The 16,161-nt window shown below is 60.3% G+C and carries 14 protein-coding genes; 9 read left to right on the forward strand and 5 right to left on the reverse strand.

Features of this window, described 5'->3' with window-relative positions; all coding sequences use genetic code 11:
- Positions 1-3 precede the first annotated feature (3 nt).
- The 9 genes from murD to lpxC all read left to right on the forward strand — a co-directional run bounded on the left by murD (position 4) and on the right by lpxC (position 10,472).
- A complete protein-coding gene (gene murD / locus ABVN21_RS00230; RefSeq protein ID WP_339554748.1) occupies positions 4-1,350 on the forward strand; it encodes a UDP-N-acetylmuramoyl-L-alanine--D-glutamate ligase in 1,347 nt (448 codons plus the stop codon).
- 2 nt (positions 1,351-1,352) lie between these two features.
- Positions 1,353-2,564 (forward strand): putative lipid II flippase FtsW, encoded by a 1,212-nt coding sequence (gene ftsW, locus ABVN21_RS00235; RefSeq protein WP_339554788.1) that lies wholly within the window; start codon positions 1,353-1,355, stop codon positions 2,562-2,564.
- On the forward strand, positions 2,554-3,624 hold the full coding sequence (murG, locus tag ABVN21_RS00240; RefSeq protein WP_339554750.1) for an undecaprenyldiphospho-muramoylpentapeptide beta-N-acetylglucosaminyltransferase: 1,071 nt from the start codon (positions 2,554-2,556) through the stop codon (positions 3,622-3,624). Before ftsW ends, murG begins: the two co-directional genes overlap by 11 nt.
- On the forward strand, positions 3,617-5,077 hold the full coding sequence (murC, locus tag ABVN21_RS00245; RefSeq protein WP_339554752.1) for a UDP-N-acetylmuramate--L-alanine ligase: 1,461 nt from the start codon (positions 3,617-3,619) through the stop codon (positions 5,075-5,077). Before murG ends, murC begins: the two co-directional genes overlap by 8 nt.
- On the forward strand, positions 5,074-6,030 hold the full coding sequence (locus tag ABVN21_RS00250) for a D-alanine--D-alanine ligase (RefSeq protein WP_339554754.1): 957 nt from the start codon (positions 5,074-5,076) through the stop codon (positions 6,028-6,030). Before murC ends, ABVN21_RS00250 begins: the two co-directional genes overlap by 4 nt.
- A gap of 4 nt (positions 6,031-6,034) precedes the next feature.
- Complete coding sequence (locus ABVN21_RS00255; RefSeq protein ID WP_223505929.1) at positions 6,035-6,901, forward strand: cell division protein FtsQ/DivIB; 867 nt, start codon at positions 6,035-6,037, stop codon at positions 6,899-6,901.
- 15 nt (positions 6,902-6,916) lie between these two features.
- Positions 6,917-8,176 (forward strand): cell division protein FtsA, encoded by a 1,260-nt coding sequence (ftsA, locus tag ABVN21_RS00260; protein WP_034149519.1) that lies wholly within the window; start codon positions 6,917-6,919, stop codon positions 8,174-8,176.
- A gap of 78 nt (positions 8,177-8,254) precedes the next feature.
- On the forward strand, positions 8,255-9,448 hold the full coding sequence (gene ftsZ, locus ABVN21_RS00265) for a cell division protein FtsZ (RefSeq protein WP_034149518.1): 1,194 nt from the start codon (positions 8,255-8,257) through the stop codon (positions 9,446-9,448).
- Between the two features lie 112 nt (positions 9,449-9,560).
- A complete protein-coding gene (lpxC, locus tag ABVN21_RS00270) occupies positions 9,561-10,472 on the forward strand; it encodes a UDP-3-O-acyl-N-acetylglucosamine deacetylase (RefSeq protein WP_075945611.1) in 912 nt (303 codons plus the stop codon).
- An 80-nt stretch (positions 10,473-10,552) separates the two neighbouring features.
- Here lpxC and ABVN21_RS00275 read toward each other — a convergent pair whose 3' ends face one another.
- From ABVN21_RS00275 to ABVN21_RS00295, 5 genes are all read right to left on the reverse strand, one after another.
- Positions 10,553-12,052, reverse strand: coding sequence for a diguanylate cyclase (locus ABVN21_RS00275; protein WP_339554759.1), 1,500 nt, complete (start codon positions 12,050-12,052; stop codon positions 10,553-10,555).
- Between the two features lie 189 nt (positions 12,053-12,241).
- Positions 12,242-13,561: an OprD family porin gene (locus ABVN21_RS00280; protein ID WP_339554760.1), complete on the reverse strand. Its 1,320-nt coding sequence runs from the start codon at positions 13,559-13,561 to the stop codon at positions 12,242-12,244.
- Between the two features lie 194 nt (positions 13,562-13,755).
- Positions 13,756-13,980: a hypothetical protein gene (locus ABVN21_RS00285; RefSeq protein ID WP_339554761.1), complete on the reverse strand. Its 225-nt coding sequence runs from the start codon at positions 13,978-13,980 to the stop codon at positions 13,756-13,758.
- A 144-nt stretch (positions 13,981-14,124) separates the two neighbouring features.
- On the reverse strand, positions 14,125-15,489 hold the full coding sequence (locus tag ABVN21_RS00290; protein WP_339554762.1) for a heavy metal sensor histidine kinase: 1,365 nt from the start codon (positions 15,487-15,489) through the stop codon (positions 14,125-14,127).
- Positions 15,479-16,156: a heavy metal response regulator transcription factor gene (locus ABVN21_RS00295; protein ID WP_034149512.1), complete on the reverse strand. Its 678-nt coding sequence runs from the start codon at positions 16,154-16,156 to the stop codon at positions 15,479-15,481. The genes ABVN21_RS00290 and ABVN21_RS00295 overlap by 11 nt, the downstream gene beginning before the upstream one ends.
- Positions 16,157-16,161: the final 5 nt, after the last annotated feature.

Consider the following 16,161-nt stretch of genomic DNA (forward strand, 5'->3'; position numbering starts at 1 on the left):
CTCGTGTCTCTGATCGCTTCTGACCACTTCCGCATCGTTGTCGGCCTCGGCAAGAGCGGCATGTCCCTGGTTCGCTTCCTGGCGAACCGGGGCGTGGCGTTTGCCGTGGCCGATACGCGGGAAAATCCACCGGAACTGGCCACGCTCAAGCGTGACTATCCGCACGTGGAAGTGCGTTGTGGCGAGCTGGATGTCGAATTCCTGTGCCGTGCCGACGAGCTCTACGTGAGCCCCGGCCTGGCGCTGGCGACCCCGGCCCTGCAGGCCGCCGCCGCCCGTGGCGTGAAATTGTCCGGCGACATCGAGCTGTTCGCGCGTAACGCGAAGGCACCGATCGTCGCCATCAGCGGTTCCAACGCGAAAAGCACCGTGACCACCCTGGTCGGTGAAATGGCGGCTGCGGCTGGCAAGCGTGTCGCCGTCGGCGGCAACCTCGGCACACCGGCGCTGGACCTGCTGCGCGACGATATCGAGCTTTACGTGATGGAGTTGTCGAGCTTCCAGCTGGAAACTACCGACCAGCTCAACGCCGAAGTGGCGACCGTGCTCAACATCAGTGAAGACCACATGGATCGTTACAGCGGTCTGCCGGCTTATCACCTGGCCAAGCACCGGATCTTCCGTGGCGCGAAGCAGTTTGTGGTCAACCGTCAGGATGCGCTCAGCCGTCCGCTGATGGGCGAGGGTCAGCCATGCTGGACCTTCGGCCTGACCAAACCGGATTTCAAGGCCTTTGGCCTGCGCGAAGAAAACGGCGAGAAGTACCTGGCTTTCGAATTCCAGAACCTGATGCCAGTGCGCGAGTTGAAAGTGCGTGGCGCGCACAACCAGTCCAACGCCCTGGCGGCGTTGGCGCTCGGTCATGCGGTCGGCCTGCCGTTCGACGCCATGCTCGAAGCCCTGCGCAATTTCGCCGGTCTCGAACATCGCTGCCAATGGGTGCGTGATCTGGATGGCGTTGGCTATTACAACGACTCCAAAGCCACCAACGTCGGTGCCGCTCTTGCCGCCATTGAAGGCCTGGGCGCGGACATCGACGGCAAGATCGTGCTGATCGCCGGCGGTGACGGCAAGGGCGCCGAGTTCAAGGAGCTGCGTCATCCGGTGGCGGCCAACTGCCGCGCCGTGATCCTGATGGGCCGCGACTCCGACAAGATCGGCGAGGCCATCGGCGACGCCGTGCCGCTGATTCGCGTCGGGTCGCTGGTCGAAGCCGTGGAGCAATGCCGCGCCGCTGCCCTGCCGGGTGACGTGGTGCTGCTGTCACCGGCCTGCGCCAGTTTCGACATGTTCAAGAATTACGAAGACCGTGGTCACCAGTTCGTCCGCGTCGTGGAGGAACTGGCATGAGCCTGATGAGCATCATCAAGCCTTATCCGTCGCCCATCATCACCGGGCGTGGTATCGACCTCGACTTCCCGATGCTTGCCGGCTGCCTGACCTTGCTCGGCCTCGGGCTGATCATGATTGCCTCGGCATCGACCGAAGTGGCCGCCGTACAGTCGGGCAGTCCGCTGTATTACATGATTCGCCACCTGATCTATGTCGTGCTCGGTCTTGGCGCTTGCGTGGTCACCATGATGATCCCGATCGCGACCTGGCAACGCCTGGGCTGGCTGATGCTGATTGGTGCGTTCGGTTTGCTGGTGATGGTGATCATCCCGGGGATCGGCCGTGAAGTGAACGGTTCGATGCGCTGGATCGGCTTCAGTTTCTTCAACGTTCAGCCGTCCGAGATCGCCAAGGTGTTCGTGGTGATCTACCTCGCCGGTTACCTGGTGCGTCGCCAGAAAGAAGTGCGTGAAAGCTGGATGGGTTTTTTCAAGCCGTTCATCGTGCTGTTGCCGATGGCGGGTCTGTTGCTGATGGAGCCGGACTTCGGTGCCACCGTTGTGATGATGGGCGCTGCGGCCGCGATGCTGTTCCTTGGCGGGGTCGGGCTGTTCCGTTTTTCCCTTATGGTGGTGCTGGCGGTGGGCGCGGTGGTGTTGTTGATCCAGATGCAGCCTTATCGAATGGCGCGTCTGACTAACTTTGCCGATCCATGGGCGGATCAGTTCGGGGCCGGCTATCAGCTGTCCCAGGCGTTGATTGCCTTCGGTCGCGGCGAATGGCTGGGCGTTGGCCTGGGCAACAGCGTGCAGAAACAGTTCTACCTGCCCGAAGCCCACACTGACTTCGTGTTCTCGGTACTGGCCGAAGAACTGGGTGCCGTAGGTTCGCTGTGCACGGTGGCTCTGTTCGTCTTCGTCTGTATCCGTGGCATGTACATCGGTTTGTGGGCCGAGAAGGCCAAGCAATTCTTCGCTGCCTATGTCGCCTACGGTTTGTCGTTCCTGTGGATTGGTCAATTCCTGATCAACATCGGCGTGAACGTCGGTCTGCTACCGACCAAAGGCCTGACGCTGCCGTTCCTAAGCTATGGCGGCAGTTCATTGGTGATCTGCTGTGCCTGTCTCGGCTTGTTGCTGCGCATCGAGTGGGAAAGTCGAACCCATTTGGGCAGTGAAGAAATGGAATTCCATGAGAGCGACTTCGCCGAGGAGCCGACCCATGGGCGCTAACGTCTTGATCATGGCCGGCGGCACCGGGGGCCACGTGTTCCCGGCTCTGGCCTGTGCGCGCGAATTCCAGGCTCGCGGTTACACCGTGCACTGGCTCGGCACACCGCGCGGCATTGAAAATGATCTGGTCCCGGCGGCCGGTATCGAATTGCATCGAATCAACGCCAGCGGCCTGCGCGGCAAGGGCAAATTGTCCCTGCTCAAGGCGCCGTTCATGTTGGTTAAATCGGTCTGGCAGGCACGGGCGATCATTCGTCAGCTGCGGCCGGTTTGCGTGGTGGGCTTCGGTGGTTATGTGACCGGTCCTGGCGGCGTCGCAGCCAAACTGGCCGGCGTGCCGGTGATCGTTCACGAACAGAACGCTGTGGCCGGCACCGCCAATCGGTTGCTGGTGCCGTTCGCCGCTCGAGTCTGTGAAGCGTTCCCCGACACCTTTACCCTGTCGGGCAGCCGTCGGACCACCGGTAACCCGGTGCGCACCGAACTGTTCCTCGTGACACCGCGACCTGCCCTGGCCGGTCGCAAGGCGCGTTTGCTGATCCTCGGCGGAAGCCTGGGCGCAGAACCGTTGAACAAGTTGCTGCCTGAAGCCCTGTCGCAAGTCGCCGTCGACTTGCGTCCGGACGTGTTTCATCAGGCCGGCAAAAACCACGATGAAGTGACTGCAGAGCGCTATCGCGCGGCTGGCGTCGAGGCGCAAGTGCAGCCTTTCATCAAAGACATGGCCCAAGCCTATGGCTGGGCTGACCTGGTGGTCTGTCGCGCAGGTGCGCTGACCATCAGTGAACTGGCCGCCGCCGGTCTGCCCTCGATGCTCGTGCCGTTGCCCCACGCGATCGACGATCACCAGACCCGCAACGCCGATTATTTGGCCCGTGAAGGCGCTGCCTTCCTGATGCCGCAAAGAACGACTGGCGCAGCGGATCTTGCCGCGCGCCTGACAGAGGTCCTGATGCAACCACAACGACTCAACGATATGGCCACTGCGGCCCGCCGCCTGGCCAAACCCGATGCCACCCGTAACGTGGTCGATACCTGTCTGGAGGTGGCCCATGGTTGAGAATCAGAAAGCCATGCCTCATCCGGAAATGCGCCGCATCCGTCGCATCCATTTCGTCGGTATCGGCGGTGTGGGCATGTGCGGGATTGCCGAAGTGTTGCTGAACCTGGGCTATGAAGTGTCCGGTTCCGACCTGAAGGCTTCGCCGGTGACCGAGCGCCTGGAATCTTTCGGTGCGCACATTTTCATCGGCCATCGCGCCGAGAACGCATCCGCCGCCGACGTGCTGGTGGTGTCGAGTGCCGTGAACACGTCCAACCCGGAAGTTGCGACCGCGCTGGAACGCCGCATTCCGGTGGTACCACGCGCAGAAATGCTGGCCGAGCTGATGCGTTATCGCCACGGCATCGCCGTTGCCGGTACGCACGGCAAAACCACCACCACCAGCCTGATCGCTTCGGTGTTTGCCGCTGGCGGCCTCGATCCGACCTTCGTGATCGGTGGTCGTCTGAATGCCGCGGGCACCAATGCCCAGCTCGGCACCAGCCGTTACCTGATCGCCGAAGCCGACGAAAGCGACGCCAGCTTCCTGCACTTGCAGCCGTTGGTGGCCGTGGTCACCAACATCGACGCCGACCACATGGCGACCTACGACGGTGACTTCAACAAACTGAAGAAAACCTTCGTCGAGTTCCTGCACAACCTGCCGTTCTACGGTTTGGCGGTGGTGTGCCTGGACGATCCGGTCGTGCGCGAAATCCTCCCGCAAGTCAAACGTCCGACCGTGACCTACGGCTTCGGCGACGACTGCGACGTGCGCGCCATCAATGTGCGCCAGCAAGGCATGCAGACCTTCTTCACCGTGCTGCGTCCCGATCGCGAGCCGCTGGATGTTTCGGTGAACATGCCGGGCAACCACAACGTATTGAACGCACTGGCGACCATTTGCATCGCCACCGACGAGGGTGTCAGCGATGAAGCCATCGTACAGGGCCTGTCCGGGTTCCAGGGTGTCGGCCGACGCTTCCAGGTCTACGGCGAACTGCCGGTAGACGGCGGCAACGTAATGCTGGTGGACGACTACGGTCACCACCCGACCGAAGTCGCGGCCGTGATCAAGGCCGTACGCGGTGGCTGGCCGGAGCGCCGTCTGGTGATGGTTTACCAGCCGCACCGCTACAGCCGCACCCGCGACCTGTACGACGATTTCGTCAATGTTCTGGCCGACGCCAACGTGCTGCTGCTGATGGAAGTCTATCCGGCCGGTGAAGAGCCGATTCCGGGCGCCGACAGCCGCAAGCTGTGCAACAGCATCCGTCAGCGTGGTCAGCTCGACCCGATCTACATCGAGCGCGGTGTCGACCTCGCGCCAATCGTCAAGCCGCTGCTGCGTGCCGGCGACATTCTGCTGTGCCAGGGCGCCGGTGATATCGGCGGTCTCGCACCGAAACTGTTGAAAAGCGAGTTGTTCGCCGGCGCCGTTGCTGCGCCGGTCGAGGGGAAGTTGAAATGACTGCTGCGTACGCCAACCTCGTCTCCACTGTCGCGCCGAAAGACTTCGGCCTTGTCGCCGTGCTGTTCGGTGGCAAAAGTGCCGAGCGCGAAGTGTCTTTGAAATCGGGCAACGCCGTTCTCGATGCGCTGCAAAGCGCGGGTGTGGACGCGTTCGGTCTCGACGTCGGCGATGACCTGCTGCAGCGTTTGCTGAACGAGAAAATCGACCGCGCCTTCATTATTCTTCACGGGCGCGGCGGTGAAGACGGCAGCATGCAGGGCCTGCTCGAATGCCTGGGCATTCCGTACACCGGCAGCGGCATCCTCGCTTCGGCGCTGGCCATGGACAAGCTGCGCACCAAGCAGGTCTGGCACAGCCTGGGCATTCCGACGCCACGTCATGCGGTACTGAGTTGCGAGGCCGATTGTATTTCTGCCGCCGCGGAACTGGGCTTCCCTTTGATCGTCAAACCGGCCCATGAAGGTTCAAGTATCGGTATGGCCAAAGTGACTTCCGCGTCCGAATTGATCGACGCCTGGAAAGCGGCCAGTACCTACGATTCGCAAGTGTTGGTCGAGCAATGGATTCAAGGTCCGGAGTTCACCATCGCCACCCTGCGTGACCAGGTGTTGCCACCGATTGCCCTGGGCACTACGCACAGTTTCTACGACTACGACGCCAAGTACGTGGCCAACGATACCCAGTACCGCATTCCGTGCGGGCTGGACAGCACCAAGGAAAAGGAACTCATGGACCTCACGGCGAAAGCCTGTGAAGCGCTGGGTATCGCGGGATGGGGCAGGGCAGACGTAATGCAGGACGCCGACGGGCAGTTCTGGTTCCTGGAAGTGAACACCGCACCGGGCATGACCGACCACAGTCTGGTTCCGATGGCGGCCCGTGCCGCCGGTCTGGATTTCCAGCAACTGGTTCTGGCGATCCTGGCCGCAAGCATTGAGGCAAGAGGTTAAGACCATGCAAGGCGCTCAGCTTCGTCATCAGCCACCCGCACCCGGCCGCAAGCCGGTGCCGCGGGGTGCCAGCCGAATGGTGGCCAAAGAGCCGATGTCTGCGCGCCTGCCGAAAGCCAATTTTGGTTTTCTCAAAGCCTTGTTCTGGCCAGTGCTGCTGGTTGCGCTGGGGTTCGGTACTTATGAAGGCGCGCAGCGTTTGCTGCCATACGCCGACCGGCCGATCACCAAGATCAACGTGCAGGGCGACTTGAGTTACATCAGCCAGCAAGCGGTACAGCAGCGGATCGCCCCGTACGTGGCGTCGAGCTTCTTCACCATCGACCTGGCGAGCATGCGCACCGAGCTGGAAACGATGCCATGGATTGCCCACGCCGAAGTGCGTCGGGTGTGGCCGGATCAAGTGGTAATCCGCCTGGAAGAACAACTGCCGGTGGCCCGATGGGGCGATGAGTCGCTGTTGAATAACCAGGGTCAGGCGTTCACCCCGCGCGAGCTGGCGAACTACGAACACTTGCCTCAGCTGTTCGGCCCACAACGGGCTCAACAGCAAGTCATGCAGCAATACCAGGTGCTGAGCCAGATGCTCAGGCCGCTGGGCTTCTCGATTGCGCGCCTGGAGTTGCGTGAACGCGGTAGCTGGTTCCTGACCACCGGCCCCGGCAGTGCGGGCCCCGGGATCGAACTGTTGCTGGGACGCGGCAACCTGGTGGAAAAGATGCGCCGCTTCATTGCCATCTATGACAAGACGCTCAAAGAACAGATTACGAACATTGCGCGCATCGATCTGCGCTACGCCAACGGCCTTGCTGTTGGCTGGCGGGAACCTGTAGCGCCCACGGCAGCCCAACCCGCTGTCGCGAAGAATTAAGAAGAGGCAGGACCCATGGCAAACGTGCAAAGCGGCAAAATGATCGTCGGTCTCGATATCGGCACCTCCAAGGTGGTGGCGCTGGTAGGCGAGGTTGCGGACGACGGCACGCTGGAAATCGTCGGGATCGGTACCCATCCGTCCCGTGGCCTGAAGAAAGGCGTGGTGGTCAACATTGAGTCCACCGTGCAGTCGATCCAGCGCGCGATCGAAGAAGCGCAGCTGATGGCTGGCTGCCGTATCCACTCGGCGTTTGTCGGCGTGGCCGGTAACCACATCCGCAGCCTGAACTCCCACGGCATCGTGGCGATTCGTGATCGCGAAGTCAGCTCCGCCGACCTTGAGCGCGTCCTCGACGCCGCCCAGGCCGTGGCGATCCCGGCTGATCAGCGCGTGCTGCACACCCTGCCGCAGGATTATGTGATCGATAACCAGGAAGGCGTCCGCGAGCCCCTGGGCATGTCCGGCGTTCGTCTGGAAGCCAAGGTTCACGTGGTCACCTGCGCCGTCAACGCCGCACAGAACATTGAAAAATGCGTGCGTCGCTGCGGCCTGGAAATCGACGACATCATCCTTGAGCAACTGGCGTCCGCGTATTCGGTACTGACCGACGACGAGAAAGAGCTGGGCGTGTGCCTGGTGGACATCGGCGGCGGTACCACCGACATCGCGATCTTCACCGAAGGCGCGATCCGTCATACCGCGGTGATCCCGATTGCCGGCGATCAGGTGACCAACGACATCGCCATGGCGTTGCGCACCCCGACCCAGTACGCCGAAGAAATCAAGATCCGCTACGCCTGCGCCCTGGCAAAACTGGCCGGTGCCGGCGAAACCATCAAGGTGCCAAGCGTTGGCGACCGTCCACCGCGCGAACTATCCCGTCAGGCCCTGGCCGAAGTGGTCGAGCCGCGTTACGACGAACTGTTCACGCTGATTCAGGCCGAACTGCGTCGCAGCGGCTACGAAGACCTGATCCCGGCCGGCATCGTCCTGACCGGCGGTACGGCGAAGATGGAAGGCGCCACGGAGCTGGCCGAGGAAATCTTCCACATGCCGGTGCGCCTGGGCGTTCCGCATGGTGTGAAAGGCCTGGATGATGTGGTCCGCAACCCGATTTATTCCACAGGCGTTGGCCTGTTGATGTACGGCCTGCAGAAGCAATCCGACGGCATTTCGTTCTCGGGTATCGGCAGCCGCGACAGCTACAGCAACGAAGAGCCGAAAGGCGCCTTGCTCGATCGTATCAAGAGCTGGGTCCAGGGCAATTTTTAAGATTTACCGCAGCACCGCTACACCGTTGTAGATACAGGCAGTAGGCGAAAAAACTAGAGAACGTAAAGGAGAGGGAAAATGTTCGAACTCGTAGACAACATCCCCGCAAGCCCGGTAATCAAAGTTATCGGTGTTGGCGGTGGCGGTGGCAACGCCGTGAATCACATGGTCAAGAGCAACATTGAAGGCGTTGAATTCATCTGCGCCAACACTGATGCCCAGGCGCTCAAGAGCATTGGCGCGCGGACCATCCTCCAACTCGGTACCGGCGTGACCAAAGGTCTGGGCGCTGGCGCCAACCCTGAAGTAGGTCGTCAGGCCGCTCTCGAAGATCGTGAGCGCATTGCCGAAGTCCTGCAGGGCACCAACATGGTGTTCATCACCACTGGCATGGGCGGTGGTACCGGTACCGGTGCTGCGCCGATCATTGCTGAAGTGGCCAAGGAAATGGGGATCCTCACCGTTGCGGTGGTGACTCGTCCGTTCCCGTTCGAAGGTCGCAAGCGCATGCAGATCGCCGATGAAGGCATCCGTCTGCTGTCCGAAAGCGTCGACTCGTTGATCACCATTCCCAACGAGAAGCTGCTGACCATCCTCGGTAAAGACGCCAGCCTGCTGTCGGCTTTCGCCAAGGCTGACGATGTACTGGCCGGTGCCGTTCGCGGTATCTCCGACATCATCAAGCGTCCTGGCATGATCAACGTCGACTTTGCCGACGTGCGTACCGTGATGAGCGAAATGGGCATGGCGATGATGGGCACTGGCTGCGCCAGCGGTCCGAACCGTGCGCGTGAAGCCACTGAAGCGGCCATCCGCAACCCGCTGCTCGAAGACGTGAACCTGCAAGGTGCACGCGGCATCCTGGTGAACATCACCGCCGGTCCTGACCTGTCCCTGGGTGAGTACTCCGACGTGGGTAGCATCATCGAAGCCTTCGCTTCCGAGCACGCCATGGTCAAGGTCGGCACCGTTATCGACCCGGACATGCGCGACGAGCTGCACGTGACTGTCGTTGCGACCGGTTTGGGCGCTAAAATCGAGAAGCCTGTGAAGGTCATCGACAATACCGTTCACACATCGATGGCTTCGCAGCCGCAACAACAAGCCCCTGTTCGTCAGGAAGCTCCAGCGGTGAACTACCGTGACCTGGACCGTCCGACCGTCATGCGCAACCAGGCTCAGGCCGGTGCTGCGACTGCCGCGAAGATGAATCCGCAAGATGATCTGGACTACCTGGACATCCCGGCATTCCTGCGTCGTCAGGCCGATTGATGAAATGTATCAGGGCTATGAAGGTGATTGGTGTTCAGCAAAGGCGTGGTCTGCTATCATCGCCAGCCTTTGTTGATACCAGTTCGCAATTTGCGCTGAAGCGGCCCAAGCCATGATTAAACAACGCACACTGAAAAATATTATCCGTGCCACAGGTGTAGGTCTGCACTCCGGGGAGAAGGTCTACCTGACCCTCAAGCCTGCGCCTGTCGACACCGGCATCGTGTTTGTTCGTGCCGACCTGGACCCCGTGGTGCAGATCCCTGCCCGCGCGGAAAACGTTGGTGAAACCACAATGTCGACCACATTGGTCAACGGTGACACCAAAGTGGATACGGTGGAGCACTTGCTCTCGGCCATGGCTGGCCTGGGCATCGATAACGCCTACGTCGAGCTCTCCGCGTCCGAAGTCCCGATCATGGATGGTAGCGCTGGACCCTTCGTATTTCTGATTCAGTCGGCTGGCCTGGAAGAACAGGACGCCGCCAAGAAGTTCATCCGCATCCTGCGTGAAGTGACAGTGGAAGACGGCGACAAGCGCGCCACTTTCGTCCCTTTCGAAGGTTTCAAGGTGAGCTTCGAGATCGATTTCGATCACCCGGTTTTCCGTGACCGCACACAAAGTGCAAGCGTGGATTTTTCCAGCACTTCGTTCGTTAAAGAAGTCAGCCGCGCCCGTACCTTTGGTTTCATGAGTGACATCGAGTACCTGCGCAAGCACAACCTCGCACTCGGCGGTAGCGTTGAAAACGCTATTGTGGTCGACGCGGATGGTGTACTGAACGAAGACGGCCTTCGCTACGAAGACGAATTCGTGAAGCACAAGATCCTCGATGCAATTGGTGACCTCTACCTGCTGGGCAATAGCCTGATTGGTGAGTTCAAGGGCTTCAAGTCCGGACATGCATTGAACAACCAGCTGCTGCGCAAGTTGATTGAGCAGACAGATGCTTGGGAAGTCGTGACTTTCGAAGACGCCAGCACTGCACCGATCTCTTACATGCGTCCTGTTGCGGCCGTGTAAGTAAAAAACCTCTCTAGTTTTTTAAAGGCTACCTTCGGGTGGCCTTTTTTTATGCCTGGTGAATCACAGGATCTTTTCTTTCAAGCCGTCACCACCCGGTTCCGCCCCCGTTCCTTGGCTTGGTACAGCGCCTTGTCCGCGTCAAACAACAGTTGTTCCAGGCTGATATCGCTCGCCGTTGTCCAGGTACTGATCCCGATGCTGACCGTCATCGGCATTTCATCGCCCTCCGCCAACGGCAGCTGTTCTACCTGCGCCCGGATATGTTCGGCAATCGTCTGCGCCCCCTTGCTGTCGGTTTCGGCGAGGATCACCGAAAATTCCTCGCCGCCATAGCGGGCCACCAGATCCGCCGGGCGGTGGACATTGGCGGTGATGACGTCGGCCAGTGAACGCAGGGCCTCGTCGCCGCCCTGATGACCATGGCGGTCATTGAAGGCTTTGAAGTGATCGGCATCGATCATCAACACCGACATTGGTTTTCCGGAACGCTGCGCACGGAACCACTCATGGCGCAGCGTCTGATCAAGCGTTCGGCGGTTGGCGACACCGGTCAAGGCGTCGGTGGCGGCCAGTTGCGACAGTTCCTGTTCGGCGTGGTGGCGCAGGCGCAGTTCACGGCAGAGCAGCCAGGTCAGCCATAGCAGGCCGATGCACAAGACGCCGGTGGCACCGCTGATCACGATTGCCGTGCGCTTCCAGGCGGCGAAAACCTCGTTGCCGGAGAGGGCGACAATAACGGTGAGCGGCAAGTTTCCAACCCGGCTGAAGGTATACAAACGACGCTGCTGGTCGACGCTGGACACGCCATCGAAGCTGCCGCTGCCTTCGCGCAGCAAGCGCGCGACGTTTGGGCGGTCGGCAAAGCTTTTGCCCAGCGAGTTGTCTTCCAGAAACGGTTTCTGCGCCAACAAGATGCCGTCATCGTTGATGATCGCTAGTGTGCTGCCGATGCCGATATCCAGGCTGTTGAACAGCTGGTCAAAGTAAGCCAGGCGCATCGAGGCCACCGCTACCCCAAGAAACTCACCCGTAGCCGAGGCAATGCGTCGGCTGAAACTGATTTGCCATTCGTCGCTGTAGGCGCAGTCGCAACGCGGCTTGAACGGACGGCTGATGAACATGCCGGTGTCACGGTTTTGGGTATGGGCGAGGAAAAAATCGCGATCCGCGAAATGGCCTGATTTGGGTTCGATCAACGACGAGTCGGCGAGCACTTCACCGTGTTTGTCGAGCAATAGAATGTCGCCCTTGTAGCGTGCCGTGGTAGAGCGGTCAAAGAGCACCAGGTGGCGGATTTGCGCTGATACCTGCTTCAGGTCGTCCCTTTGCGCGGCGGCGATCAGGCCTTGCAGGGTCAGGTCATAGAGTTCCACCGTGCGTAGCACATCGGCGTCGATCAACTCCGCGATGGTGGTGGCGCTACGTGTGGCGGTCTGTTGGGCGTTGGCGTGTTCGCGGATGAGCAGAAAAGCCACGATGCTGAGAATCGCGATAACCGTCAGGCAACTGCCGAGGATCACCAGGATCTCAGGCCGCCCGGCGCTGCCTGAAGGATGTGAAGTGCGGCGTACGGTCATGGGGCTGATGTCTGCTTGGATGACGGATTAAGCGTAGCAGCCCATAAAAATGTCCCGCGCCCTGGCTAATTTCCGACTCATCAACCGCTGAGATCTGTAGGAGCCGGCTCGCTGGCGATAGCCGCGCATCAATTGCGCCTGATTCACCGCTATCGCCAGCAAGCCGGCTCCTACAGGTGCGACAGCCGTTCAGAACACGTTGATCGGGTAGTCGACGATCACCCGGTACTCATCGGTGTCCTGGTCCAGTGCGCCATAGCCGTTGCCGCCACGGTTGGTCGCCCATTGCAGGCGCAGCGCGAGGTTCTTGGCCTGGCCGCTCTGGATCACGTACTTGAGGTCAATGTCGCGCTCCCAGTGCCTGGCGTTTTTTCCGTCAGCGCTGTACCACGCGGCATAACCGGGGCTGTCCGGATCGACTTTGGTCAAGTCCAGTTCACCGCGGGAGTAAGACAGCACTGAGGTCAGGCCCGGCAGGCCGAGTCCGGTAAAGTCATAGGCGTACTTGAACTTCCAGGAACGTTCATTCGGGCCGTTGAAGTCCGAATATTGCTGGGAGTTGTCGAGGAAAATGCTGTCGCCCTGGCTGATGTAGTCGAACGGCGTGTTGCCGTTGACCCGCTGGTAGGCGGCAGTGACGCTGTGATTGCCGACGCCGACGGTGAAATGCAGGCTGTAGGTGTTGTTGTCGATGTGGCCGAGCAGCGCATCGCCGGTGTCCTGCGTGTGATAGAAGTGCACGCCCGGATTAAGGCTGACCAGGTCGTTCAACGCATAGGTGTAATCCAGGTCGTAGTAGTACTGGTTCCAGATGTCCTTGAGTTCGGCGGCGTACAGGCTGCTGGTCAGGCCCGGCAGAGCGCTCCAGGCCATGCCGGCCCAGTTCAGGTGCCGGCTGTCCTCGCCGTCTCGCAAGGTGCCGTAGGACGTGCTGATGCGCGTATGGCCGCTCTGGTTGTACGGCTTGGTGAAACTGGCCTGGCCGCCTTCGATGAGTACGCCGTCGAAGCTGTGGTTGGTCAGGCTGACCCCGCGAAAGGTCTGGGGCAGCATGCGGGTTTCGCCACCGGCAATGACCGGGTTGGCGAGAAACAAGTCGCCGGCCTTCAGCTCGGTATCGAAGGCACGTATTTTCAATGTCCCGCCTGCGGTCGAGAACGAGCCCGGCGCTTTGCCGTTGCCATCGCTGACCGGCAGGATGCTTGAGTTATCCGTCCCGCCACCGCCATCGAGCTTGAGGCCGAGCATGGCATGGGCATCGACGCCGAACCCGACGGTCCCTTCGGTGTATCCCGATTCGAAGATGCCGAGAAAACCTTGGCCCCATTCAATGTTGTCGTCCGCCTGCTGCAAGCGATTGCGGTTCATGTAGTAGTTACGGGCGTTGAGATCGAGGCTGGAACCTTGGATGAATCCCGTGGCGGTCGAATCATCGGCGGCGTGAGCACTGGCGGCCATCGTTGCAGCGATTGCAACGAACATCGGGTTGAAGCGGTTTGGAAAACGCACGGGCGGTAAAGCTCCTTGGTCAACGGATAACGTCACTGTTTTTGAAGTTAGAGAAGTTGTTTAACGAGAGGGTGAAGCGGACGTTTTTAAATCAAAACGAAAAAAAGCCGCTGATAGCAGCGGCTTTGAAGACAACTTTTCAAAGGGAAGAGCCGATGAAAAGCGTCGAGGGAAAGTGGAGCGATGCGCAGAACTCAGCTGTCTTTCGAGGCTTGGGATTGGGCCTGAATGCTCGACGCTTGCGGGGCTTGGGTGGCTTCCTGAGCTTTGGCCGTCATCTCGATCTGGTGCTCTTCGTACGCCGCGGCGCGTGCGTTGTTTTGTGCGACAAAGGCTTGCGACTCTTCAGCCATGGCGAATGAAGACACGAACAAAGAGGACAAAACGAAAGCGCTGGCAATACCCATACTGTTGGACATCTTTAAAACCTTCTTGCTTGGCAAGTGCTGTTTGGTGCGGGCAAAGATAAGGATCTTGGGCGATGGGAAAAAGAGCGGATTCATGAAAGGACTGTTGCGCAAAAAGCAACAGTAAGGCGCTGGGGGGCTTTTGTGGTGTGTGGGTTATACGGGGAGGTGAATCCCGAAAGTATTCATCCCCCGATCACTGCGCACAAACACGTCCCCACCATGCATCAGCGCAATCGCCTTGACGATTGCCAGCCCCAACCCGTGGTTGTTGCCGCTGTTGCTGCGCGAGGCATCGACGCGGTAGAAGCGCTCGAACAAACGCGACAGATGTTCGCTGGCAATCGGCGAACCCGGGTTGGCCACGCCGATGCTGACCTGATGCTCTTCGACGTCGATCCGCACCTGAATCACGTTCCCCGGCTCGGTGTGTTGCACCGCGTTGCTTAGCAGATTGATCAATGCCCGGCGCAGGTGTGCGATCTCGATTCGCACCTGCGCATCGCCGCTGACCTGCACCTGAACTTGAGCATCTTCGAGGATGAAATCCAGGTATTCCAGGGTCGTCGCCACTTCGTCTGCCAGCGAAGTGGAGGTCAGTTTGGTCGCCTTGCTGCCCTGATCGGCACTGGCGAGGAACAGCATGTCATTGATGATCGAACGCAGGCGTTCAAGCTCTTCGAGGTTCGATTGCAGCACCTCGAAATAATGCTCGGCCGAACGCCCACGGGTCAGCGCGACCTGGGTCTGGCCGATCAGGTTGGTCAGCGGTGAGCGCAGTTCATGGGCCACGTCGGCGTTGAACGATTCCAGTCGCGAGTAAGCCTGTTCGACCCGCTCCAGCGTGGAGTTGAACGAGTTGACGAACTGATTCAATTCCGGCGGCAGCGACGACATGCGCAAGCGTCCGGAACGCAAGGGTGGGGCCAGACGTTGGGCTTCCTGAGAGAGTTTGATCAGTGGCTTGAGGCCGATCCGCGCCACCCAGTAACCCAGCGCCGAGGCCAGCAGTACGCCGACAATCGCCAGGCTGACCAAGGCAATCAGCAACTGATGCTGGGTCTGGAAAAACGTCTCGGTGTCGATGCCGATCATGAAGCGCAGCGACGGTCGTTGATCCTTGGCCGGGAACTGGCTGACCAGCACTTTCATCGGGTAGGGCTGATCCGGCAACTGCAAGTCACGCATGCCCAGCGGCCCTTCGGCGAAGGCGCGGACCTGCGGTGTCAGGTTGCCGTATTCGTAGTGCGGATCGCCGCTGATGATCCAGAAACTGATGCGCTTGTCTTCTTCGCCGAGCAGCTTGAGTTTGTTGTTGATCTTCACCCAATGCTCGGGGGTGCCATAGCGGCCAACCGTGGATTCGAGCACGCTGTAGCGAGCGTCCAGCTCTGCTTCGGGCAACAGGCCCAGGCCTTTGTCGACCTGTTGATAAAGCGCCCAACCGATCAACAGGAACACCAGCAGCGCCACCAGCGTGAACATTCCACTGAGGCGCAGGGCTATGCTGTTACTGGACACCACGGCTCTCCAGCACATAACCCATGCCACGGATGGTGTGCAGCAGTTTCTCGTCGAACGGCCCGTCGAGTTTGGCCCGCAGGCGTTTTATCGCGACTTCGACGACGTTGGCGTCGCTGTCGAAATTGATGTCCCAGACCATTTCGGCAATCGCCGTTTTAGAGAGGATTTCGCCCTGCCGACGGGCCAGCACACTGAGCAGCGAGAACTCCTTGGCGGTCAGGTCCAGGCGCGTGCCGGCGCGCGTGGCTTTGCGGCTGATCAAATCTATCCACAGGTCGGCGATGCTCACTTGCACCGGTTCATGGCCGCCGCTGCGCCGGGTCAGCGCTTGCAGGCGCGCCACCAGTTCGAGGAAGGAAAACGGTTTGCCGAGGTAATCGTCGGCGCCGTCGCGCAGGCCCCGGATACGGTCTTCTACCCGTTCGCGGGCCGTGAGCATGATGACCGGAGTTTGCTTGCGCGCACGCAGGGCACGCAGCACGCCGAAGCCGTCGAGGCCCGGCAGCATGACATCGAGGACGATCACCGCGTAGTCGCTTTCCAGCGCCATGTGCAGGCCTTCCACGCCGTCGCGGGCCAGGTCCACGGTGTAACCCTGTTCCGTCAGGCCGCGGTGCAGATAATCCGCGGTTTTTTCCTCGTCTTCGATAATCAGAACGCGCATGACCC

Source organism: Pseudomonas sp. MYb327, from assembly GCF_040438925.1.
Lineage (GTDB): Bacteria > Pseudomonadota > Gammaproteobacteria > Pseudomonadales > Pseudomonadaceae > Aquipseudomonas.